The organism is Kineococcus gypseus, assembly GCF_050871305.1.
GTDB classification, from domain to species: domain Bacteria; phylum Actinomycetota; class Actinomycetes; order Actinomycetales; family Kineococcaceae; genus Kineococcus; species Kineococcus gypseus.
Genome location: NZ_JBJLRD010000024.1, coordinates 17306 through 36821 on the forward strand (window position 1 = coordinate 17306; position 19516 = coordinate 36821).

General features: G+C 77.4%; 22 protein-coding genes. 9 read left to right on the forward strand and 13 right to left on the reverse strand.

Annotated elements, in window-relative coordinates; translation table 11 throughout:
- Positions 1-12: 12 nt before the first annotated feature.
- Together ACRYMN_RS10970 and ACRYMN_RS10975 are read left to right on the forward strand one after the other, a co-directional pair.
- A complete protein-coding gene (locus ACRYMN_RS10970; RefSeq protein WP_432494905.1) occupies positions 13-234 on the forward strand; it encodes an antitoxin in 222 nt (73 codons plus the stop codon).
- The gene (locus ACRYMN_RS10975) at positions 231-614 is read left to right on the forward strand and encodes a type II toxin-antitoxin system VapC family toxin (protein WP_432494907.1); all 384 of its coding nucleotides are present in this window, start codon (positions 231-233) and stop codon (positions 612-614) included. Before ACRYMN_RS10970 ends, ACRYMN_RS10975 begins: the two co-directional genes overlap by 4 nt.
- Positions 615-699: 85 nt before the next feature.
- Here the strand turns inward: ACRYMN_RS10975 and ACRYMN_RS10980 are convergent, their stop codons facing one another.
- Positions 700-1299, reverse strand: coding sequence for a DoxX family protein (locus tag ACRYMN_RS10980; RefSeq protein WP_432494909.1), 600 nt, complete (start codon positions 1297-1299; stop codon positions 700-702).
- A 124-nt stretch (positions 1300-1423) separates the two neighbouring features.
- Between ACRYMN_RS10980 and ACRYMN_RS10985 the strand changes: the two genes are divergently transcribed.
- A complete protein-coding gene (locus ACRYMN_RS10985) occupies positions 1424-2290 on the forward strand; it encodes an HAD family hydrolase (protein WP_432494911.1) in 867 nt (288 codons plus the stop codon).
- Here ACRYMN_RS10985 and ACRYMN_RS10990 read toward each other — a convergent pair.
- The 6 genes from ACRYMN_RS10990 to ACRYMN_RS11015 all read right to left on the reverse strand — a co-directional run bounded on the left by ACRYMN_RS10990 (position 2271) and on the right by ACRYMN_RS11015 (position 6492).
- Positions 2271-2507, reverse strand: coding sequence for a hypothetical protein (locus ACRYMN_RS10990; RefSeq protein WP_432494913.1), 237 nt, complete (start codon positions 2505-2507; stop codon positions 2271-2273). The two genes, ACRYMN_RS10985 and ACRYMN_RS10990, sit on opposite strands and share 20 nt — an antisense overlap.
- Positions 2508-2527: 20 nt before the next feature.
- A complete protein-coding gene (locus ACRYMN_RS10995) occupies positions 2528-3520 on the reverse strand; it encodes a chymotrypsin family serine protease (RefSeq protein ID WP_432494915.1) in 993 nt (330 codons plus the stop codon).
- Positions 3521-3594: 74 nt separating this feature from the next.
- Positions 3595-3957, reverse strand: coding sequence for a hypothetical protein (locus ACRYMN_RS11000; protein ID WP_432494917.1), 363 nt, complete (start codon positions 3955-3957; stop codon positions 3595-3597).
- Between the two features lie 58 nt (positions 3958-4015).
- Positions 4016-4591, reverse strand: a complete 576-nt coding sequence (locus ACRYMN_RS11005; protein WP_432494919.1) for a proteasome activator — start codon at positions 4589-4591, stop codon at positions 4016-4018.
- A gap of 15 nt (positions 4592-4606) precedes the next feature.
- Complete coding sequence (locus ACRYMN_RS11010) at positions 4607-5467, reverse strand: phosphatase PAP2 family protein (protein ID WP_432494920.1); 861 nt, start codon at positions 5465-5467, stop codon at positions 4607-4609.
- Positions 5468-5559: 92 nt separating this feature from the next.
- Positions 5560-6492, reverse strand: a complete 933-nt coding sequence (locus ACRYMN_RS11015) for an aldo/keto reductase (protein ID WP_432494922.1) — start codon at positions 6490-6492, stop codon at positions 5560-5562.
- Between the two features lie 568 nt (positions 6493-7060).
- Between ACRYMN_RS11015 and ACRYMN_RS11020 the strand changes: the two genes are divergently transcribed.
- Positions 7061-9667 carry a carbohydrate-binding protein gene (locus ACRYMN_RS11020; RefSeq protein ID WP_432494988.1) on the forward strand — a complete coding sequence of 869 codons (2607 nt, stop codon included), beginning with the start codon at positions 7061-7063 and terminating at the stop codon, positions 9665-9667.
- 84 nt (positions 9668-9751) lie between these two features.
- Here ACRYMN_RS11020 and ACRYMN_RS11025 read toward each other — a convergent pair whose 3' ends face one another.
- Positions 9752-10657: a LysR family transcriptional regulator gene (locus tag ACRYMN_RS11025; RefSeq protein WP_432494924.1), complete on the reverse strand. Its 906-nt coding sequence runs from the start codon at positions 10655-10657 to the stop codon at positions 9752-9754.
- Positions 10658-10729: 72 nt separating this feature from the next.
- On the opposite strand from ACRYMN_RS11025, the gene ACRYMN_RS11030 reads away from it, so the two are divergent.
- Both ACRYMN_RS11030 and ACRYMN_RS11035 read left to right on the forward strand, forming a co-directional pair.
- Entirely contained in the window at positions 10730-11773 is a 1044-nt protein-coding gene (locus tag ACRYMN_RS11030) for a DMT family transporter (protein ID WP_432494926.1), read from the forward strand.
- Positions 11774-11825: 52 nt separating this feature from the next.
- Positions 11826-12371 carry a GNAT family N-acetyltransferase gene (locus ACRYMN_RS11035; protein WP_432494928.1) on the forward strand — a complete coding sequence of 182 codons (546 nt, stop codon included), beginning with the start codon at positions 11826-11828 and terminating at the stop codon, positions 12369-12371.
- Between the two features lie 30 nt (positions 12372-12401).
- On the opposite strand, the gene ACRYMN_RS11040 is transcribed toward ACRYMN_RS11035, so the two are convergent.
- Positions 12402-12887 (reverse strand): nucleotidyltransferase domain-containing protein, encoded by a 486-nt coding sequence (locus ACRYMN_RS11040; protein WP_432494930.1) that lies wholly within the window; start codon positions 12885-12887, stop codon positions 12402-12404.
- 38 nt (positions 12888-12925) lie between these two features.
- Positions 12926-14266, reverse strand: coding sequence for a multidrug effflux MFS transporter (locus ACRYMN_RS11045; protein WP_432494932.1), 1341 nt, complete (start codon positions 14264-14266; stop codon positions 12926-12928).
- A 287-nt stretch (positions 14267-14553) separates the two neighbouring features.
- Between ACRYMN_RS11045 and ACRYMN_RS11050 the strand changes: the two genes are divergently transcribed.
- A complete protein-coding gene (locus ACRYMN_RS11050) occupies positions 14554-14979 on the forward strand; it encodes a pyridoxamine 5'-phosphate oxidase family protein (protein ID WP_432494934.1) in 426 nt (141 codons plus the stop codon).
- 62 nt (positions 14980-15041) lie between these two features.
- On the opposite strand, the gene ACRYMN_RS11055 is transcribed toward ACRYMN_RS11050, so the two are convergent.
- Complete coding sequence (locus tag ACRYMN_RS11055; RefSeq protein ID WP_432494936.1) at positions 15042-15782, reverse strand: alpha/beta fold hydrolase; 741 nt, start codon at positions 15780-15782, stop codon at positions 15042-15044.
- Between the two features lie 270 nt (positions 15783-16052).
- Here ACRYMN_RS11055 and ACRYMN_RS11060 point away from each other — a divergent pair, with 270 nt between their 5' ends.
- On the forward strand, positions 16053-16742 hold the full coding sequence (locus tag ACRYMN_RS11060) for a GntR family transcriptional regulator (RefSeq protein ID WP_432494938.1): 690 nt from the start codon (positions 16053-16055) through the stop codon (positions 16740-16742).
- A 21-nt stretch (positions 16743-16763) separates the two neighbouring features.
- Here the strand turns inward: ACRYMN_RS11060 and ACRYMN_RS11065 are convergent, their stop codons facing one another.
- A complete protein-coding gene (locus tag ACRYMN_RS11065) occupies positions 16764-17561 on the reverse strand; it encodes an SDR family NAD(P)-dependent oxidoreductase (RefSeq protein ID WP_432494940.1) in 798 nt (265 codons plus the stop codon).
- Positions 17562-17652: 91 nt separating this feature from the next.
- On the opposite strand from ACRYMN_RS11065, the gene ACRYMN_RS11070 reads away from it, so the two are divergent.
- Positions 17653-18261, forward strand: coding sequence for a TetR/AcrR family transcriptional regulator (locus ACRYMN_RS11070; RefSeq protein WP_432494942.1), 609 nt, complete (start codon positions 17653-17655; stop codon positions 18259-18261).
- On the opposite strand, the gene ACRYMN_RS11075 is transcribed toward ACRYMN_RS11070, so the two are convergent.
- Positions 18233-19444: an FAD-binding domain-containing protein gene (locus tag ACRYMN_RS11075; RefSeq protein ID WP_432494944.1), complete on the reverse strand. Its 1212-nt coding sequence runs from the start codon at positions 19442-19444 to the stop codon at positions 18233-18235. The two genes, ACRYMN_RS11070 and ACRYMN_RS11075, sit on opposite strands and share 29 nt — an antisense overlap.
- Positions 19445-19516: the final 72 nt, after the last annotated feature.

Below are 19516 nucleotides of genomic sequence, written 5' to 3' on the forward strand. Positions count from 1 at the left end.
GCATCGTGCGACATGAAGACCCTGTACCTGCGCAACGTCCCCGACGAGGTGGTCGAGCGCCTGCAGCGCCTCGCTGCGCGCGACGCCACCTCGGTCGGAGCCGTGGCCGTGCGGGAGCTGACCGAGGCGTCCCGGCGCGTGGACAACCCCGCGCTGCTGGGTCGGCTGCCGGACCTCGCCGTCCCCGTCGCCTCCGTGCTCGCCGACCTCGACGAGGAGCGGCGCGAGCGGTGATCGTGGTCGACGCCTCGGCGGCCGTCGCAGCGCTGCTGACCGCCGGTCCCGCCCGCCGGGTGCTGTCCGGGGAGGTGCTGCACGTGCCGCACCTCGTCGACCACGAAGTGGCGAGCGTGCTGCGCCGGCAGGTCGCCGCGGGTGGGATCACCTCGGCGCAGGGGTGGACGGCCCTCGACGTGTGGCGACACCTGGGCGTCAGCCGCCACCCGGCACCGGCGCTGCTCGACCGGGTGTGGGAACTGCGGGAGGACCTCACCGCGTACGACGCCACGTGCGTCGCGCTGGCCGAGGCGCTGGACTGCGCCCTGCTGACGGCGGACGCCCGGATCAGCAGGGCTCCGGGGGTGCGCTGCCCCGTCACCGTCGTGCCGGGCTGACGTCCCCCCCACCCCTGCGCCGGCCCGCGAGCCACCCGTGCGCCGGCCCGTGCGCCGGCGGGGCCGGCGCACGGGCCGCGTGGCCTCAGGCGCCGCTGGTGGTGGGGTCCCCGGCGGTGTCGCCCTGCGCGGCCTCGACGGCCTCGCCGGCCGCCGCGTCGTCCCCGCCCGCCGCGCCGCCCTGCGCGGCGGGCGCGCCCTCGCCGCGGGCGCCGAGGGTCATGGCCAGCACGGCCGCGCCGGCGCCCACGGCGCCGGCGGCCAGCGCCCAGCCGGCGCCGCGGCGCTCGATGCCCAGCGCGCGGTCCAGGGACAGCGCCCCGGGACCGGTCTCGGCCACGCTCAGCACGGCCGCGATGAGCACCGCGTTGTACTCCCAGCCGCCGTTGGAGACCCACGGCCCGTTGGGCAGGTGCACCTTGCGGATGGCGGTGGCCATCGACGCGGTGATCATCGAGGAGGCCAGCGGCGTGGCCAGCCCGGCGGCCAGCAGCGCCCCCCCGACGGCCTCGCCGAGCCCGGCCACCAGGGCCTGCGTCTTCACCGGGCGCATCTGCAGCGCGTCCATCATCGCCTCGGTGCCGGCGCGGCCGGGGCCTCCGAACCAGCCGAAGAGCTTCTGGGTGCCGTGGCCGACGAACAGGCCACCCACCACCGAGCGCACGACCAGGGGTCCGACGTCCATGGGCTTCCTCCTGCGGGGGCGAGCGTCACCGGCGGCGATCGCCGCGGTGGGGGTCGAGCCAAGCACCTGCGGGTGGCCCCGGCCACCGGGGCGCCGGGCGCGCCGCGGCTGGCACGATGGGGCGGTGAGCACCGAGGCGCCGCCCACCCCCGTCGACGACGCGGCGGAGGCGGCCTTCGCGCGCTCCTGGCGCCTGGTCGCCACCGACCTCGACGGCACGGTGGTGCCGCGCGAGCGGCCCCTGTCGCAGCGCACCCTGGACGCCTTCGCCGCCTGCGCGGCGGTGGGCATCCCGGTGGTGCCGGTGACGGGGCGCCCGCCGCGCTGGGTGACGTCGCTGGCCGCGCAGGCGGGCCTGGGCGGGCGGGTGGTGTGCGCCAACGGCGCCGTCGTCTACGACCTGGACAGCGGCGAGGTGGTGCGCCGGCACGGCATCGACCCGGACGTGGTGCGCGAGGTGGCGCACCGGCTGCGCCCGCTGCTGCCGGGCGTCGGGTTCGCGCTGGAGGCCCTGAGCGGCTTCCAGCGCGAGCAGGCCTACGCCACGCGCTTCGACACCGGCCTGGAGCAGCGCGTGGGCGACCTCGACGAGCTGCTGGCCTCGACCCCGCCGGTGGTGAAGGTGCTGGCCAAGTGCCCGGGCGTGGGCAGCGACGAGATGCTCGCGGTGGTGCGCGGGGCCGTGGGCGACCTGGTGGGGGCCACGCACTCCAACGCCGTGGACTCCCTCGTGGAGATCATGGCGCTGGGCGTGAGCAAGGCGGGCACGCTGGCGGAGGTCGCGCGCGAGCGCGGCACCGGCCCGGAGGGCGTGGTGGCCTTCGGGGACATGCCCAACGACCTGGAGATGCTGCGCTGGGCGGGGCGCTCCTACGCGGTGGCCGACGGGCACCCGGACGCGGTGGCCGCCGCCGACGGCGTGGCGCCCGCCTGCGACGAGGACGGCGTGGCGCAGGTGCTGGAGCGGCTGCTCAGCCGCCGTGCGGGGTGATCGCGCCGATGCCGCGCACCAGCACCGGCACGCCGTCGACCGTCTCGGGCAGCTCGGGCGGGTCGGCGTCGTCGAGGACGTTGACCTTCACCGCCCACGAGTGCTGCCACTTCGTCAGGCCGATGCCGTTCACGCGCGAGTCGCCGCCGACGAGCTGACGCACGTGCGCCTTCGCGGCGCGCGCGGCACCGACGCCGCCCCGGGAAGAGGGGGCCACACCTGAGGTGTCACCTGGGCTCACACGACCAGTGTCGCACCGAGGGCGTCGAGCACAAGGCCGATGGGGTTGCAGAACGTCAGGCCGGTGCCGTCCGCGCCGCCGCGCTCGCTGCCGGCGAAGAGCAGCCCGACGGCCTCGCGGGTGTCGGGGCGGTACACCAGCGAGCCGGAGTCGCCGCCGGCGGAGAAGGCGCCGCCGGCGCCGGTGACCTCGAACTGCCCGTCGAAGCGCACCACGCCCACGGGGTACTCCACGGCCACGTCGTCCAGCTCGATGGCGCTGACGCGCCCGCGGGTCAGCCCCGTGGTGCGCCCGACCTTCTCCACCTCCACCTCGTCGTCGGCCTCGGCCCACCCGGCCAGGCGGCCCACCGGGTACAGCGGGCGGTAGCCGGGCCCGTCGGGGCCGGCGACGTCCTCCAGCAGCGCCAGCGCGGCGTCGACGGCGTTGCCGCCGCCGGCGTCCAGCGGCACCGCGCGCGCCAGGCGCCCCACCCGGTCGCCGGCGCGGCCGCCGTCGGCGGGGCCGGGCTGCAGGACCGGGTCGTCCAGGGCGGCCTGGTCGGAGTCGGCCAGCACGTGGTTGTTGGACAGCGCGTAGACACCGTCCGAGCCGGTGACGGTCACGAAGGCGCCCAGGGTGCCGGCGGTGACGTCGCGGTGCGCGATCGACAGCCCCGGGTGCAGCGGGCGCACCCGCCGGCGCAGCTCGGCCGCGCTCCAGGTGCGGTCGGCGGCCGGAGCGCTGAGGGCCCTGATGCGCCCCACGTCGCGCACGTCGATCTCGGCGGCGGCGGCCGTGCCGGCCAGCTCGCGGGCCTGCCCGAGCAGGGCGTCGCCGCGCTCGCCGGAGTGGCGCACGGCCAGCCCGTAGCGCGAGCCGCGCTCGCCGCCGCCCAGGACGCTGATGCCGACGCTGGCGACCCCGGCGGGGGCGGCGGCCAGCGGGGACACCGCGACGGCGCGGGCCAGCAGCTGCGCCTTGAGCTCTCGTGCGTTGTCGATCTGCACCGGTGGTCCCCCCGGATCGTGCGTTGCGTGGTCTGACGAGCACAACCTGCCACCGGCCACCGACACCGGCCCGTTCAGCGCAGCCCGGCCAGCTCCTCGGCGCGCACCACGGCCCGCTCCACCGCCGCCAGCGAGCCGGCGCCCACGCGCACCATCGCGGCGGCCTCGGCGACCTGCGCGCACGCGGTGGCGGTGCGCGTCACGCGCCGGTGCACCTCGGGGTGCAGGCCCTGCGGCCCGCCGGGCACGGTGAAGCCGTCCGAGGGGGCCTCGGCCTGCGCGCGCAGGCACGCCGCGCGCGCGGCGCGCGCCACGAGGTCCACCCGCGGCAGGTACGCCTCCAGCGCGCTGCGCTCGGGCCCGGGCGGGCAGCCGTCGACGACCTGCTCGACGCGGCGCACCGCCCGGTCCACGCCGTGCTCGGCGCGCGCCCACACCCCGGTGCCCAGCGGGTCCGGGGTGCGGCGCCAGAAGGCGAGCCTCAGCGCGCTCGCCTCACAGGTACTGCCCGGTGCCGCCCGGCGGCGGCACGAGCGGGGCCCCGCCGCGCGGGCCGCCGGGGCCCGCCGCGCCGGGCAGGGCGCGGCGGATCTCCTGCAGCTGCGCCTGCGCGGCCATCTGCTGGGCCACCAGGGCGGTCTGGATGCCGTGGAAGAGGCCCTCCAGCCAGCCGACGAGCTGGGCCTGGGCGATGCGCAGCTCGCTCTCGGAGGGCGCCGCCCCCTCGGCGAAGGGCAGCGCGATGCGGCGCAGCTCCTCCACCAGGTCCGGGGCCAGGCCGCCCTCCAGCTCCGCCAGGGAGCGCTCGTGGATCTCGGCGAGGCGGTGCCGGCCGGCCTCGTCCAGCGGCGCCGAGCGCACCTCCTCCAGCAGCTGCTTGACCATGCTGCCGATGCGCATGACCTTCGCGGGCTGGCTGACCATGTCCGCCGGGCCGGGCTCGCCCTCCTCCGGCGGGTGGGCGATGCCCATGCCCTGCGGGGTCACCACGACCACGCGCGGGTCGGCGCCGTCGGCGGGCTCGGGGCGGGCGTCGGGCGGCGTGGGGTCCTCGGGGGGGTGCTGCGACATGCCCCCATCCTGCCGTCAGGCCCGCGCGCGCACCTCCCGCGGCAGCGCGGCCGCCGCCAGCAGGACGCTGAGCGCGACGGCCGCGCCGGGCGCCGCCACGGCCGTGCCCAGGTCCGCGCCGGGCCACGCGTGGGCGGCGAGCAGGGCCAGCGCGCCCGCGGCCGGCACGCCCAGGGCCAGCGCGGCCAGCGCACCGCGCGCGGGCGCCCCGCGCACCCACCGCCCGCGCCGGCCCCACGGCAGCGCGTGCGCGCCGGCCAGGACCGCGGTGCCCACCAGCGCCGAGGCCAGCGGGTCGCCCACGCGGTGCCAGCCGTCCGCGACGACCATCGCGCCCATCGCGCCGGAGGCCAGCGCGCCCAGCGGCGCCAGCACCCACCGCCAGCGCGGCGGGGCGGCCACCAGCAGGCCCAGGCACACGCCCACCACCCCGGCGGTGTGCCCGCTGGGCAGGCTGTTGGCGCCGCCGGCGCCGAGCAGGTCCGGGCGCGGCAGCAGCGCGAGCTTGAGCAGCTCCGTCAGCGCCAGCGTGCCCGTCGCCACCGCCAGGCCCAGCGCGGCGCGCCCGGGCGCGCCGCGCAGCAGCCCCACCGCGCCCACGGCCGCCGCCCCGGCGAGCAGGTGCACCGGCCGCAGGTGCCCGGCCAGGGCCAGCAGCTGCTCGGCCGGCGCCGGCAGCCCCGCGTCGGGCGAGGACAGCGCCAGGCGGTGCACGGCGTCCTCGGCGGCCTGCCCGCGCGCGGTCAGCACGGTCAGCGCGTACAGGACGGCGAGGGCGCCGGCGTGCGCGGCGGCGACCGCGGCGTAGCGGCCGAGGCCGCGCCGGCCGGCGGCGCGCCGCGGCGGCGCCGCGGCGGGGGCGGTGCTGGACGTCACCGTCCCACTGTGCGGCACGCGCGCGCGGGGCGCGCCGCGGGTGCGTGCAGGCTCCGCGCAGGGCCCGCGCAGGCCCCGCGCAGGCCCCGTGCTCAGCGGGAGGCGCGCTCCAACTCGGCCACCTCGTCCTCGGTCAGCTCCAGCTCCAGGGAGGCCAGCAGCGGGCCGACCTGCTCGACGGTGCGGGCGCTGGCGATGGGCGCGACCACCGTCGGCTGCGCCGCCAGCCACGCCAGCGCCACCGAGGCCACCTCGGCGCCGTGGGCGGCGGCCACCTCGTCCAGGGCGGTGAGCACCCGCTGCCCGCGGGGGGTGTCCAGGTGCGCGGCGGCCTTGCCGCTGCGCTCGCTGTCGGTGCGCTGGCCGGGGCGGTACTTGCCGGAGAGGAAGCCGGAGGCCAGGGCGAAGTACGGCACCATCGCCAGGCCGTTGGCGGCCACGACGTCGGCGGTGCCGGACTCGTACTCCTCGCGCGCGACGAGGTTGTACTCGTTCTGCAGCGCGCTGTACGCGGTGAAGCCCTCGCGGCGGGCCGTCTCCAGCGCCTCCTGCAGGCGCGGGCCGGTGAAGTTCGAGGCGCCCAGCGCGCGCACCTTGCCGGCGGTGACCAGCTCGTCGAAGGCGCCGAGGGTCTCCTCCAGCGGCGTGCCCTCGTCGTCGGCGTGCGCCCAGTACAGGTCGATGCGGTCGGTGCCCAGCCGCTGCAGCGAGGCGTCGACCGCCTTGCGGATCGTGCCGGCGGCCAGGCCCTCCAGGCCCGGGGCCTTGCCCACCTTGGTGGCCAGCACGATCGAGTCGCGCTTGCCGCTCTTCGCGAACCAGCGGCCCAGGATGGTCTCGGAGATGCCCGCACCGCCCGCGCTCCACGCCGAGTACACGTCGGCGGTGTCGACGAAGTCGCCGCCGCCGTCGACGAAGGCGTCGAGCACGCGGTGCGACTGCGCCTCGTCGGAGGTCCAGCCGAAGGTGTTGCCGCCCAGGCTCAGGGGGCGCACGTCCAGGTCCGAGGTTCCGATGCGGGTCATGCGCCCAGCACAGCACCCGCAGCGGGGGTGCGCACGCGGGTGGGCGTGCGCGGTGCCGGACGTCCCGCCCCCCGACCGCGACCACCACGACCGCAGGGGTCGTCCGCGTCGTGACGACCCGGGCGGCGCGCGGGCACGCGTCCCCCGGCGGACGGTCCGCCTCCTGACCACTTCCCGATGCACTCCGTGACGGGTGTTGACGCACCCTGTGACGGGTGTTTGTATGCATACACCGCCGGCGCCACCGAGGAGGGTGCGCACCTCGCTCGGCGCACCCCCCTACCGCACCACGGGCGGTTCGACTCCGACGACGGGGTCGGTGCACCACAAGCGCGGGCGGGACGCGTCGTCCGGGCTGTTCCGTCCGCGGCCGCCGCTGCACCCGTCGGGGTGCTCGTCCCGGCCGCGGTGCGGGCGACCACCGCGGGTCGCCCGCCGCCGACGGATCCCCGCCAGGCGCCGCTGGACGCGGCAACCACCACCAGAGGATCGAAGGAGCCGGCTCGTGCGACGACGAACGAGGACAGCCCCCACCACACGCGCGGCCGCGGCCGCGGTCGCCGTGACGATGACCGTGATCGGCGCGGGACTGGCCGCGGCGCCGGCGTCGGCGGCCACGGAACTCATCACCAACGGCGGGTTCGAGGACGACCTGACCGGCTGGTTCGCCAACGACGGCAACGCCGGGGACACGGCGGAGCTGGCCGTCACCGACGACGCCTTCTCCGGCGACAGCGCCGTGCTCGTCACCGAGCGCGGCACCACGGGTTCCGGGCCCATGCAGGACCTGTCCGGGAAGCTGCGGGCGGGGGAGACCTACCAGCTCAGCGCCCGCATCAAGTACGACGACGCCGACAGCCCGGACACCAAGCAGTTCTTCATGACCGTCCACTTCGGCGGGGCGTCGTACGCGAACATGGGCACCGTCACCGTCCGGCGCGGCGAGTGGGGCCTGATCGACGCCACGTTCACCGTCCCGGCCGGGCAGGACGTCAGCACCGCCCGGGTGTTCCTGGAGACGCCGTGGGTGGCGGACCCGCAGGCCGACCCGGACGTGCACCTCATGGACTTCGTCGTCGACGACGTCTCCCTCGAGGGCGTCGAGCCCCCGCCGCCCCCGCCGCCGGCGTCGCGCACCGTCGAGGTCGTGGGCAAGCTGCCCGGCGACAGCAACCCGCTGATCTCGCACAAGTTCGGCGCCGACGCGTTCGGCATGGTCGACGGCGACCGGGTGTACCTCTACATGACGAACGACACCCAGGGGTACGCGCCCGACCCCGCCACCGGCGTCTCGCCGCAGATCGACTACGGGGACATCGACCAGATCACGGTCATCTCCTCGGAGGACCTCGTCAACTGGACCGACCACGGTGAGATCCAGGTCGCGGGCCCCGCCGGTGTCGCGCCCTACACGAACAACTCGTGGGCGCCCGGCGCGGTGCAGAGGGTCGTCGACGGGGAGGAGAAGACCTTCCTCTACTACGCCAACGGCGGCGGGTCCAGCAACGTCATCGTCGGCGACTCCCCGCTCGGTCCGTGGAACGACGAGCGCGACAGCACGCTCATCGATGGGCGCACACCGGGCGCGCAGGACGTGGCGTGGAAGTTCGACCCGTCGCCGTTCGTCGACGACGACGGCGACGCCCACCTGTTCTTCGGCGGCGGCCCGGCCTCCACGTCGCTGCCGGCCGTCGAGCGGTTCAACAACCCCAAGAACATCCGCGTCATCGACCTGGCCGACGACATGGTGAACACCGAGGGGACGGCCCGGGTCGTGGACACCCCCGTGTCGTTCGAGGCCGGTCACGTCTTCGAGCGCGAGGGCCGGTACTACCTCTCCTACTCCTCGCACTTCGGGGGCCCGGACTTCGGCGGCGACCAGCCCCGCACGCCGGGGTACCCCGGCGGCGGGGAGATCGGCTACATGATCTCCGACCAGGCCGACGTGTGGCCGAAGGAGAAGTACGCCGGGGTCCTCTTCCCCAACCAGTCGCAGTTCTTCGGGCCCGGGACCGGCGGCAACAACCACCAGTCCGTGTTCGAGCTGGGCGGTGAGCACTACTTCACCCACCACGCGCCCACGCTGAACAAGCGGATCAACGGCGACCGGACGCAGGGCTACCGCAGCCCGCACATCGAGAAGCTGGAGTTCGACGAGGACGGGACGATCCAGCAGGTCGTCGGCACCTACGAGGGCGTCGAGCAGGTCAAGGACCTGGACCCGTACCAGGTGCTCGAGGCCGAGACCATCGCCTGGCGCCAGGGCCTGACCACGGTGGCGGTCGACGCGCCCTCGCGGCAGTTCGGGCCGGACGCGCCCAACCTGGCGCTGACCGACATCGACGACGGCGACTGGACGTCCCTGTCCTCCGTCGACTTCGGTGCCCACGGGGCCGCGTCCTTCACCGCCGGCGTGCGTGCGCCGAGCGCGGGCGCGAGCATCGAGCTGCGCCTGGACGACCGCGAGGCGCCCGTGGTGGCCACGATCGACGTGCCCGCCGGCGACGGCGGGTGGAGCGAGGTCTCCACGCGGCTCGAGGGCGTCACCGGCGTCCACGACGTCTACATGACCTTCACCGGCCCCGAGGGCGAGGACCTGCTCGAGGTCGACACCTGGGAGTTCACCGCGGCCGAGGCGTGGGCCACCGACGTGTCGCTGGCCGACGTGCTCGGGCAGGACACCTCCGGCCCGGAGGCCCCGCCCCGCGCGGACGGGTCGGACTTCGACCTGCTGTCCGTCGCCGTCGAGCGGGTGCTGACCGCCCGGCCGGACAGCCCGGTCGCCGCGCTCGCCGACCCGCAGCGGGCGCTGACGGCCCTCCTGCCCGACGACGACGCCTTCGTCGCCGCGCTCGAGGCCACCGCGCGGGGACGCGTCCCCCACGAGAGGGCCGCGGCCGCCCGGCTGCGGACCTCCCCGGTCGGGGAGCTCGAGCGGCTGCTCCTCGGCCACGTCGTGCTGGACGCGACGCTCACCAGCGAGGACGTGCTCGCCGCGAACGGCGCCGAGCTGACCACCGCCGGCGGGTCCACGCTCACCGTGCGGGTCGACGGGGACCGCGTGAGCCTGCTCGACGACGGCGGCCGCGTGGCCGCCACCGTCACCGCGGTCGACGTCAACCGCGGCCAGGTGCAGGTCGCCCACGTGATCGACCGGGTCCTGCTGCTCGGCTGACCCGCCGCACCCGCGCCAGCACGAGGAGGGCCACCCCGCGCACGGGGTGGCCCTCCTCCGCGCGCGGGGCGCTGCGCCGCCGGCTCAGCCGTGCGCCGCCGGCGCGCCCGCGACGGCGCGCAGCAGCTGCAGCACCTCGCGCACCCCGCGCCGGCCCAGGGCCTCTGGGCGGCACAGGACGTCGACGCAGCGGCGCACGTCCAGGTCGGCCAGGGGGCGCAGCACCACGCGCGGGTCGGGCCGGGTGGTGCGCGCCGGCAGCAGCGCGACCGCGTCGCCGGTGGCGACGACCGCGGCGGCGACGGAGAGCTCGTTGATGCGGTGCACCACGTCCAGCGGGCGGCGGGCGGCGACGGCCACGGCGTCGAGGACCCCGGTCAGGGGGAACCCCTCGTGCACGGAGATCCAGCGCTGGTCGGCCACGTCGGCCACGCGCAGCTCCTGCCGCCCGGCCAGGGGGTGGTCGGCGGCGTGGGCGACGAGCAGCGGCTCGACCAGCAGCGGTTCCACCCGCACCACCCGGCGCGGCCACGGCGCCGCGGCCTCGGGGCGGTGGGCCACGACGAGGTCGTGGTCGGCGACGAGGCGGGGGAAGTCCTGCTGGGCGACGTCGTGGTCGGTGCAGCGCACCGGCGGGCCGCCGCGCCCGGCGGCCGCGCGCAGCAGCGGCGGGAACCACGCCAGCGCCGCGCTGTGGAAGGCGCACACCCGCACCGGCTCGGTGGGGGAGTCCAGGTGCGCATCGACGGCGCGGCGGGCGCGGTCCAGCGCGGCGGCGACGTCCACGGCGGCCTCCGCCAGCGCCTGCCCGGCCGGGGTCAGCGCCAGGCGCCGGCCGCGCTTCTCCGTCAGCGGGGTGGGCGTCGTGCGCTGCAACGCGGCCAGCTGCTGGGAGACCGCCGAGGGGCTCAGGTGCAGCGCGGCGGCGACGGCGGTGAGCGAGCCGCGCTCGGCGAGCTCGCGCAGCAGCTGCAGCTGCCGGACGTCCATGAAGCGATGCTAAAACGTGCCTTCACCGACTGGCCCTTCTTCTGCAGGGTCGTCCGGCTCCACGATCGGTGGGTGGAGACCTCCCGGCGCGCCGACGCCGTCCTGCTGGCCGTGGCCGTCGTGTGGGGCAGCAGCTACCTCGCCGCGCAGCACGGCGTCGAGGCCGTGGGGGTGGCCGCGACGCTGGCGCTGCGCTCGGCCGGCGCCGCGCTCGTGCTCGCCCTGGTGGTGCTGGCGCGCCGGCGGGCGGTGCGGGTGCACGACGTCCGGCTCGGGCTCGTCTTCGGCCTGACGCAGACGGCGGTGCTGTGGCTGGAGACGTGGGGCGTGGCCGGCACCACCGCCACCTCGGCGGGGCTGCTCATCAGCACCACCGTGCTGCTGACGCCGCTGGTGGAGGGCGCGCTGACCCGCCGGCCGCTGCCGCGCGCCTTCTTCGCCGCCGGGGCCGTCGTCCTGGCCGGGGTCGCGCTGCTCGTGGGCCGGCGCGGGTTCGCCGCGCCGGCGGTCGGCGACCTGCTCGTCCTGGGCGCCGCCGCGGTGCGGGCGGTGCACGTCAGCGCGCTGGGCCTGGCCACCCGCGGCCGGCGCGTCGACGTGGTCGTCGTCTCCGCCGTCCAGGCGGGCGTGGGGGCGCTGCTGCCCACCCTGCTCGCCCCCGGGGACGTGCTCACCGGGGCGCGCGCCGCCTCCCCGGGGCAGTGGCTGGTGCTGGCCCACCTGGCGCTGGCCTGCACCGCGTTCGCGTTCCTCGCCCAGGGGTGGGCGCTGCGCCGGGCCTCGGCGGCGCGCACCGGCCTGCTGCTGGGCACCGAGCCGCTGTGGGCGGTGCTCTTCGGCGTCGCCGTCGCCGGCGAGCACCTCGGTGCGGCCGGGGCCGCCGGCGCGGTGCTCGTGCTGCTCGGCGCCGCGGCGGGCCGGCGCGTCGAGCGCGAGCACCAGCGCGCGCCGGCCGGGACGGGTGGGCGAGCGCGATCAGGTGGGCAGCGCCCCGGTGCACGGGACGTCCCCACCAGGGACGTCGGCGACGAGCGCCGGTCCCGGCCCGTGCTCCAGGACCGCCCGGTCGGGCGCGTCGAGCGGCGGGTGCATCACGGCGTGCACGGCGGGCGCTGACGCCCGCGGCGCCGCCGTCCGAGAGGCGGCACCGGTGGTGCACGCTCGGGGCGTGGACGACGAGCGGCAGTCGCACCGTTCCCCGGCGACCCCCCGCGCCGACGCCGCGGACGTGCGGCGGGCCGAGCCCGGTGAGCTGCGGCTGCTGCCGGCGGTGGAACTGGCGGCGGATGCGCTCTTCGCGCGGGCGGGCGTCGCGCTGCCCGAGCAGCTCACCGACGTCGCCGAGCTCGAGGCCGCCGCGTGCGTCCTGGTGACCGGCCGGCCGCCGGTGGGTTTCGCGCGCCTGGACGTGCTCGACGGCAACGCCCACCTGGAGCAGGTGTCGGTGCACCCCGGGCACGTCCGCCGCGGCCTGGGCACGGCGCTGCTGGGGGCCGCGGTCGCGTGGGCGCGGGCACGGGGCTTCCCCGCGCTGACGCTGACGACCTTCGAGGACGTCGCGTGGAACGCGCCCTGGTACCGCCGCCACGGGTTCACGGACCTGCAGCACCCCGGGCCCGAGCTGCTGGAGCAGCGCCGCGCGGAGGTGCGGGCCGGGCTGGACGGGGCGGGGCGGCGCGTGGTGCTGCACCTGCCGCTGCACCCGGGGGCGTGAGGTGGGCGTGGGGCCCGGCGGGTGCGCCCCTCAGGTGCGCGGTGGTCCCGCCTCGCGCAGGGCCGCCGCCGCGCGGGCGAGCGCGCCGTGGGGGTCGTGCAGCACCCGGTGCCCGTCGGCCAGGACGCGGCGGGTGCCGGCGTCGAGGGGGACGTCGGCCCACGCCACGGGCGCCACGCCGACCTCGGCGACCAGGCCGCAGGGCAGGCGGTGGCGCTGCTCGCGCACGGGCCCGAAGGCGGCGGTGCGCACCAGGCGGCTGCCCGGGCGCAGCCGCTCGAACCAGCCGCCGGTGGGGGAGAGCGGAGCGGGGCCGTCGGTGAGGAGCACGAGGTCCACGTCGCTGGCCACCCGTTCGCGGCCGTGCGCGTAGGAGCCGACGAGGACGAGGGCGTGGACGCCGGGCTCGTCCACGGCCCAGCGGGTCAGGTCCGCGACCAGGCGGTGGGCCTGGCGGCGGCGCTCCTGCAGGTGCGCGGTCGCAGGGCCGGCGCCGTCGTCCGGCCCCGCGACCACGGCCCGGTCCTCACCGAGGAGTCTTCAGCGCGCGGTCCTCAGTGGGCGACGGCGACGGCCTCGCCGACGCCCTCACCCGCCAGCCGCCAGGGGCGCACGACGAGCAGCAGCACGGCGGTGCCCAGCGTCAGCGCGACCAGGACGACGATCCCCAGGGCGCGCGCGTCGTTGCCGAGCACGCCCACCAGCGGCGAGACCAGCGCGCCGACGCCGAACTGCACGGCGCCCAGCAGCGCGGCGGCCGCGCCGGCGGCCTCGCCGTGCCGGGACAGGGCCAGCGCCGGGGCGTTGGGCAGGGCCAGGCCGGTGGAGAACAGCACCACCCACAGCGGCACGACCACCCCGACGAGACCGCCGGCGCCGGTGGTGGCCGTGACCAGCAGCACGACGGCGGCGAGCAGCCCGGCGAGGGTGCCGGCGAGGACCACCTGGGAGGGGGCGAAGCGGCGCAGGACCAGCGGGTTGAGCTGGGTGGCGGCGATGAGCCAGACGGCGCCGGCGCCGAAGAGGAACCCGAACTGCTGCTGGTCCAGGCCGTACTGGTCCTGGTAGACGAACGAGGCGCCGGCCACGTAGCTGAAGAGGGCGGCCATCGTCAGCCCGGCCACGAGGACCAGGCCGAGGTAGGTGCGGTCGCGCAGCAGGGAGCCGTAGGTGCGCACGGTGGCGCCCAGGCGCAGCGGGCGGCGCCGCTCGGGCGCCAGCGTCTCGGGCAGCGCCCGAGCGCCGGCCAGCACCAGCACCACCCCGTAGAGGGCGAGCAGGACGAAGACCCCGCGCCAGGAGGTGAAGCTCAGCACCCCGCCGCCGACGGTCGGGGCGAGCACCGGTGCGGCGCCCATGACGAGGAACAGCCGCGAGAGCAGCGTGGCCGCCGCGCGCCCGTCGTACAGGTCGCGCACGATCGCCAGCGCGACGACCGCGCCGGCGGCCGTGCCCACGCCCTGCAGCACGCGCAGCACGCCCAGCACGGCGATGTTCGGCGCCAGCAGCACCAGCAGCGAGGCCAGCACGTGCAGGGCGGTGCCGGCCAGCAGCGGGCGCCGGCGGCCCAGGGCGTCGGAGAGCGGGCCGATGACGAGCTGGCCCAGGGCCAGGCCGACCAGGGTGCCGGTCAGCGTCAGCTGCACCGCGGCCTCGGTCGTCTCCAGCTCCGTGACGATCGTCGGCAGCGCCGGCAGGTACATGTCGATGGTCAGCGGCCCGACGGCCACGAAGGCGCCCAGCACGAGCGCGGTGCGCCCCATGCCCGGTGCGCCCACCCGGCCGGCGGAGGGCGGCTGCGGGGAGCGGTCCGCCGAGGCGGCCCGGTCGGAGCGGGACGGCTGGGCGGGGACGGTCGCGCCGGTGGCGGTCGGTGGTTCCGTGCGGGAGGTCATGGCGGTTCTTCCGTCGCGGGGCTGGGACGGCCGCGGCGACGGGGAACCGGTGGCTCCCCGTCCACGCGGCGACGGCGACAACCCCCGCACGTCGTCGATCCATTCCCGCCCTGTCGGGGCGGCACCCCTCCCGCCGGTCGTGCTGAGCGCTGCGTCCCCAGGCGGGCACGCAGCGCAGCAGGATGCGCCCCGCGCCCTGAGCGGACCACCCCCCCGTGGACCACTGGGGACCACTGCACCTCCGGAACCCGTGGACCCGGGCGCGCGCAGCGTGTTGCATCGCCTCCGTGAGCGCCGACGCCTCCCTGACCCCCGAGGACCTCGAGTTCCTCGCCCGCCCCCTGCACGGGTTCTTCTCCACGGCCGAGGGGCCGCTGCCGCCGCAGCCGCGGCCGGTGTGGTTTGAGGCCACCGCCGAGGGGGTGGTGCAGCTGTTCACCGGTCCCGGCACGCTGAAGGTGCGGCGCCTGCGCCGCGACCCGCGCGCCTCCCTCGTCGTGGCCGCCCCGGTGGGCGAGCGCGAGCGCTGGGTCTCGGTGGCGGGCCGCGTCGCGGTGGAGACCGGCGGGGCGCACGAGCTGGCCCGCCGCCTCGCGGCGCGCTACTGGGACCTGGACGACCCGGCCCGCGCCGCGGACCTGGACGGGCTCCTGGCCGAGGAGCAGGTGCGCCTCGTCCTGCACCCGGAGGACGTGCGCCGCTACGCGTACTGACGCCCGGGCGGCTCCCCTCCCACCGCGTGCCGCCCGGGGTCCGGCTGCCCTGCTCCGCCCGTTCAGCCGGCGGTGCTGCGGGCGGCTTCCACGATGAGCTCGGCGACGACGTCCGGGCGCGAGACGGTGACGGCGTGGGAGGCGTCGACCTCGACGGCGTGCGAACCGGCGCGCTCGGCCATGAACCGCATGGAGTCGGCGGGGATGGCGAGGTCCTGCAGGGTGACCAGCGTCCACGACGGGGTGTCCCGCCAGGCCGCCTTCGTGGCCTCGGCCTCCAGCGCCTCGGAGGTGACGGGGCGCTGAGTGACGGCCATGAGCTCGGCGACGTCCTCGGGGACGTCGGCGGCGAAGACCTCGCGGAACCGCTCCTGCCGGACGTACAGGTCGGTGGCGCTGCCGCCGTCGGTGGTCACCGGCACGGGCTCCAGGGCGCCCCCGAGCTGCGCCCCGGGGAACTTCGCGGCGAGCTCGCCGGTGCTCTCGCCGACCTCGAGCAGGAAGCTGGCGACGTAGATCAGCGCCTTGACGCGGGGCTCGCCGGCGGCGGCCTCGCTCATCACGGTGCCGCCGTAGGAGTGGCCGGCGAGGACGACCGGCCCGTCGACGCTCGCGAGGACGCTGCGCAGGTGCTGGGCGTCGTGGTGCAGGCCGCGCAGCGGGTTGGCCGCGGCGACGACGGGGTAGCCGTCGCGCCGCAGGCGCTCGACGACGCCATTCCAGCTGGAGGAGTCGGCGAAGGCCCCGTGGACGAGCACCACCGTGGGCTGGGCGGGGGTGGGGGTCGTGGTGCTGTCGGACATGGTCCGTCCCTCTCGGGTCGTGGCGGTGCGGGCGCCCGGTCGGGCGCCGCGGCGGGGTCGGTGCGGGGGCGCGGGGGGAGCGGATCGACTCGTCGGCCCCGGCTCATGCATGCAACATGCGATATATTGAAAGGGTGCCGTGGACATGTCAAGGGCTCGCCCCGACACGTCGGTCCGCACGTCCCGGCCCCGGTGCGGCGGCACCGGCGGTGGTGCGCGCCCGGGGTGGCGGCGGTCGGCCGGACAGGGCCGGCCGTTACGGTATATCGCATGCCGATTCCCCCGGGTGATCCCGGCCTCGACCGGGGCCTGCTGCGCGACGACGTCTACCGCCGGCTGCGCGACGCCATCGTGGACGGCACGTTCACGCCCGGTGAGCAGCTGAAGGACCTCGAGCTCGCCGCCTGGCTGGGCGTCAGCCGCACGCCGGTGCGCGAGGCGCTGCTGCGGCTGGCGCACAGCGGGCTCGTCCTGGCCCAGCCGGGCCGCTCGACGGTGGTGAGCACGCTGGACGCGCGGGAGGTCCGCGACGCCCGGGACGTCGTCGCGGCGATGCACGAGCTGGCGGTGCGCGAGGCGGTCGCCCGGCTCACCGACGCCGACGTGGCGGCCATGCGCGAGGCCAACCGCCGGTTCGCCGACGCCCTGGCGGCCGGCGACGCGGAAGCGGCCCTGCGCGCCGACGACGAGCTGCACGGCGTGCTCGTGACCCTCTCCGGCAACCGCGCGCTGGCCACGGTCCTGGAGCAGTTCACCCCCACCGTGCGGCGCGCCGAGCGCCTGCGCTTCGGGTCGCTGCGGGGCGCGGCCTCCGTCGAGCGGCACGAGGAGCTCGTGCGGCTGTGCGCCGCCGGCGACGCGCGGGGCGCCGCGGCCGTCGCCTACGACACCTGGCACAGCCTGCCCGCCGTCGGCGGGACCGGGGACGAGGAGGACGTGCCCGCCGCGCCGGAGGGCTGAGCACCGCCCGGGGTGGCGCGCTCAGCGGGCGGGGGCCCCGGTGACCCTGTCGGCGAAGCGCGGGCCGATCGCGCGCAGCAGCGGCCCGCGCGGGGCCAGGTGCGCCAGCGCGGCGATGACCTCGTTGGCCCGGCCGTCGACCACCACGGGCCGGTCGGCGTCCAGGGTGTCCCAGAACGTGGCGACCACCTGCTCGACGCTGCGGCGGCGCACGCCCCCGCTCGCGCTCTGCCCGGCGACGTCGAAGAAACCGGTGTCGGTGGCCGTCGGGCACAGCGCCGCCACCCGCACGCCGGTGCCGCGCGTCTCGGCCCACAGCGCCTGCGAGAGCGAGAGCACGTAGGCCTTCGTGGCGGCGTAGGCGGCGAAACCCGGGGCGGGTGCGTGCGCGGCCACGCTGGCGACGTTGACCACCGCCCCGCTGCCCCGCTGGACCATGCCGGGCAGGAAGCGGGCGGTCAGGTCGGTCAGCGCCGTGCAGTTCACCGCGACCATCGCGCTGACCGCCGAGGGGTCGGTGGTCTCCGCCAGCCGGCCGGTCAGGCCGAAGCCGGCGTTGTTGACCAGCACGTCGACGGTCCGGCCGTCGAGCGCCTCCTGCACCCGGGCGCCGGCGTCCGGGGTGGACAGGTCCGCCGGGACGACGAGCACCCCCCGTCCGTGCCGCGCGCGCAGCTCGGCCGCCAGCGCCTCGAGCTTCCCGGCGCTGCGCGCGACGAGGACGACGTCGGCGCCGCGGGCGGCCAGCGAGCCGGCGATGCCGGCGCCGATGCCGCCGGAGGCGCCGGTGACCAGGGCGGTGGAACCGGTGACGTCCACGGGGGGCTCCTCACAGTGTCTCGGAGTGTCTTGCTGTCACGGTGTGACACAGCGACTCGACCTGTCAACACCCTCGTGGTGGGATGGGGGCGTGGAGCGACCCACCCCGCGCGAGCGCCGGCAGGCGGCGACCCGGCGCTCGCTGGCCGAGCACGCCCTGCGCCTGTTCGCCGAACGCGGCTACGAGGCCACGACGGTCGCCGACATCGCCGACGCCGCGGACATGTCCACCCGCACGTTCTTCCGCCACGTGCGCGACAAGGACGAGGCCATGTTCGCCGCCGACGAGGACGTCTTCACCCTGGTCGTCGAGGCGGCCGACGAACTGCCCGACGCCCCCCCGGTGGAGCGGCTGCTGCACGGCGTGCGCGCGCTGGTCGGCTCGGTCCAGCAGGACCCGCAGGTCAAGTGCGCCCGGGAGCGGGTGCTGGAGGAGAACCCGGTGCTGCGCGCGCGCGACCTGGCCCAGCAGCTGCGCTGGCAGCAGCAGGCCGAGGGGTTCCTGCGCGCGCGCGGCGTCGACGCCGACGCGGCCAGCCTGGCCGCCGGGCTCGTGCTGACCCTGTGGCGCGAGGCCTACCGGCGCTGGATCGCCCGCTCGGCCGCCGCGGGCGCGCTCGCGGGGTTCCTCGACGAGGTCGTGGCGGAACTGCCCGGGCAGTTCCCGGCGCTCAGCGGGCCCAGCGCGACCAGGCGCTGAAGGAGCGCAGCGAGCCCGAGCCCGGACGGCGCAGCCACGGCCACGGGTGGCGCGCGACGACGTCCAGCCGCGCCGCGCGGCGCGCGAACCCCGGCACGGGCGCGTGCGTGACGGCCAGCCGGCGCCCGGCCAGCTCCTCCACGGGGTCGCCCAGGCGCACCTCGCAGCCCAGCTCGGCCAGCGCCTCGGCCAGGAACACCAGCCGCTTGCCGGACAGGCGCAGCCGCGCCAGCAGCGGGGCGTCGAAGACGAACACGGCCGGCACTCCCGGGTGCGCGGCCAGCGCGGGGTCGGTGTCCGCCAGCGACTCGGCGGTCAGCCACACCGCGTCCGGCTCGCCGGTGACCTCCGGGCGGCGCGGGCCGGCGGCGTCGGTGGGACCGCCGGCCAGGCCCTCGGGCGGTTCCACGCGCGGGCCCGCCTCGGCCTCGGGCCACTCCTGCACCGGGCACGCCCGGCGCAGCGCGCACGAGGCGCACAGGCCCGGCGCGCGCTTCTCGACCTGCCAGCGGCTGAACCCGTAGACCTTCCCCGTGCCGGTGCCCACCGCCCACTGCCACCCCAGCCGGTTGGCGGCCGGGGAGCCGTCGAGCAGGTGGCGGTACATCTCGGCGGCGCCCTCGCGCCAGTCGGCGCCGGCGCGCACCGAGTACTGCGAGGCCAGCCACATGCGGGTCTGGTTGACCAGCCAGCCCTCCTCGTGCAGCTCCTGCGTGGTCGCCGCCACGCACGCCATCTCCTGCGGCCACGGCTCGCGCGGCCACGGCTGCGCGGGCACCGGCGGGGCGAAGCGCAGCGGTTGCGCGGTCGCCCGGCCCAGGCGCGCGTACAGGTGGCGCGCGTACTCCTGCCACAGCAGCTCGTCGCGGAACTTCGCGCGGTCGCGCGCCGGGGCGCCGGCCGCGGCGGCCCACACCCTCGGCAGCGGCAGCAGCCCGTGCCGGATGTACGGCGAGAGCCGGGTCGCCCCGCGGCGTTCCAGCGGCAGGACCTCGCTGCGCCGGGTCGCGTAGCCGGTCAGGTCCAGGGCGGCCAGGGCGGCGTCGGCCGCGGACTGCCCGCCGCGCACCGGCGAGGCGTGCGCCGGGCCCGGGCCCCCTTCCAGCGTGAGGGAGCCGAGGTGGGTGCCGACCCAGGCGGCGACCCCCTCGCGGTCGGGCGGTGGCGGCGGCAGGGCGGGCACCCGGCGATCCTCACCCGCCCGGGCTCGGACGGCACCCGGGCGGGCGGTGCCGGTCGCCCCGGTGCGGGCCCA

Bases quoted from the DNA above. Each gene is read 5' to 3' on its own strand.
- ACRYMN_RS10970 (WP_432494905.1), top strand. From the start codon at position 13: ATGAAGACCCTGTACCTGCGCAACGTCCCCGACGAGGTGGTCGAGCGC.
- ACRYMN_RS10980 (WP_432494909.1), bottom strand. From the start codon at position 1,299: ATGGACGTCGGACCCCTGGTCGTGCGCTCGGTGGTGGGTGGCCTGTTC.
- ACRYMN_RS11005 (WP_432494919.1), bottom strand. From the start codon at position 4,591: ATGTCGCAGCACCCCCCCGAGGACCCCACGCCGCCCGACGCCCGCCCC.
- ACRYMN_RS11015 (WP_432494922.1), bottom strand. From the start codon at position 6,492: ATGACCCGCATCGGAACCTCGGACCTGGACGTGCGCCCCCTGAGCCTG.
- ACRYMN_RS11020 (WP_432494988.1), top strand. From the start codon at position 7,061: ATGACCGTGATCGGCGCGGGACTGGCCGCGGCGCCGGCGTCGGCGGCC.
- ACRYMN_RS11025 (WP_432494924.1), bottom strand. From the start codon at position 10,657: ATGGACGTCCGGCAGCTGCAGCTGCTGCGCGAGCTCGCCGAGCGCGGC.
- ACRYMN_RS11045 (WP_432494932.1), bottom strand. From the start codon at position 14,266: ATGACCTCCCGCACGGAACCACCGACCGCCACCGGCGCGACCGTCCCC.
- ACRYMN_RS11055 (WP_432494936.1), bottom strand. From the start codon at position 15,782: ATGTCCGACAGCACCACGACCCCCACCCCCGCCCAGCCCACGGTGGTG.
- ACRYMN_RS11060 (WP_432494938.1), top strand. From the start codon at position 16,053: ATGCCGATTCCCCCGGGTGATCCCGGCCTCGACCGGGGCCTGCTGCGC.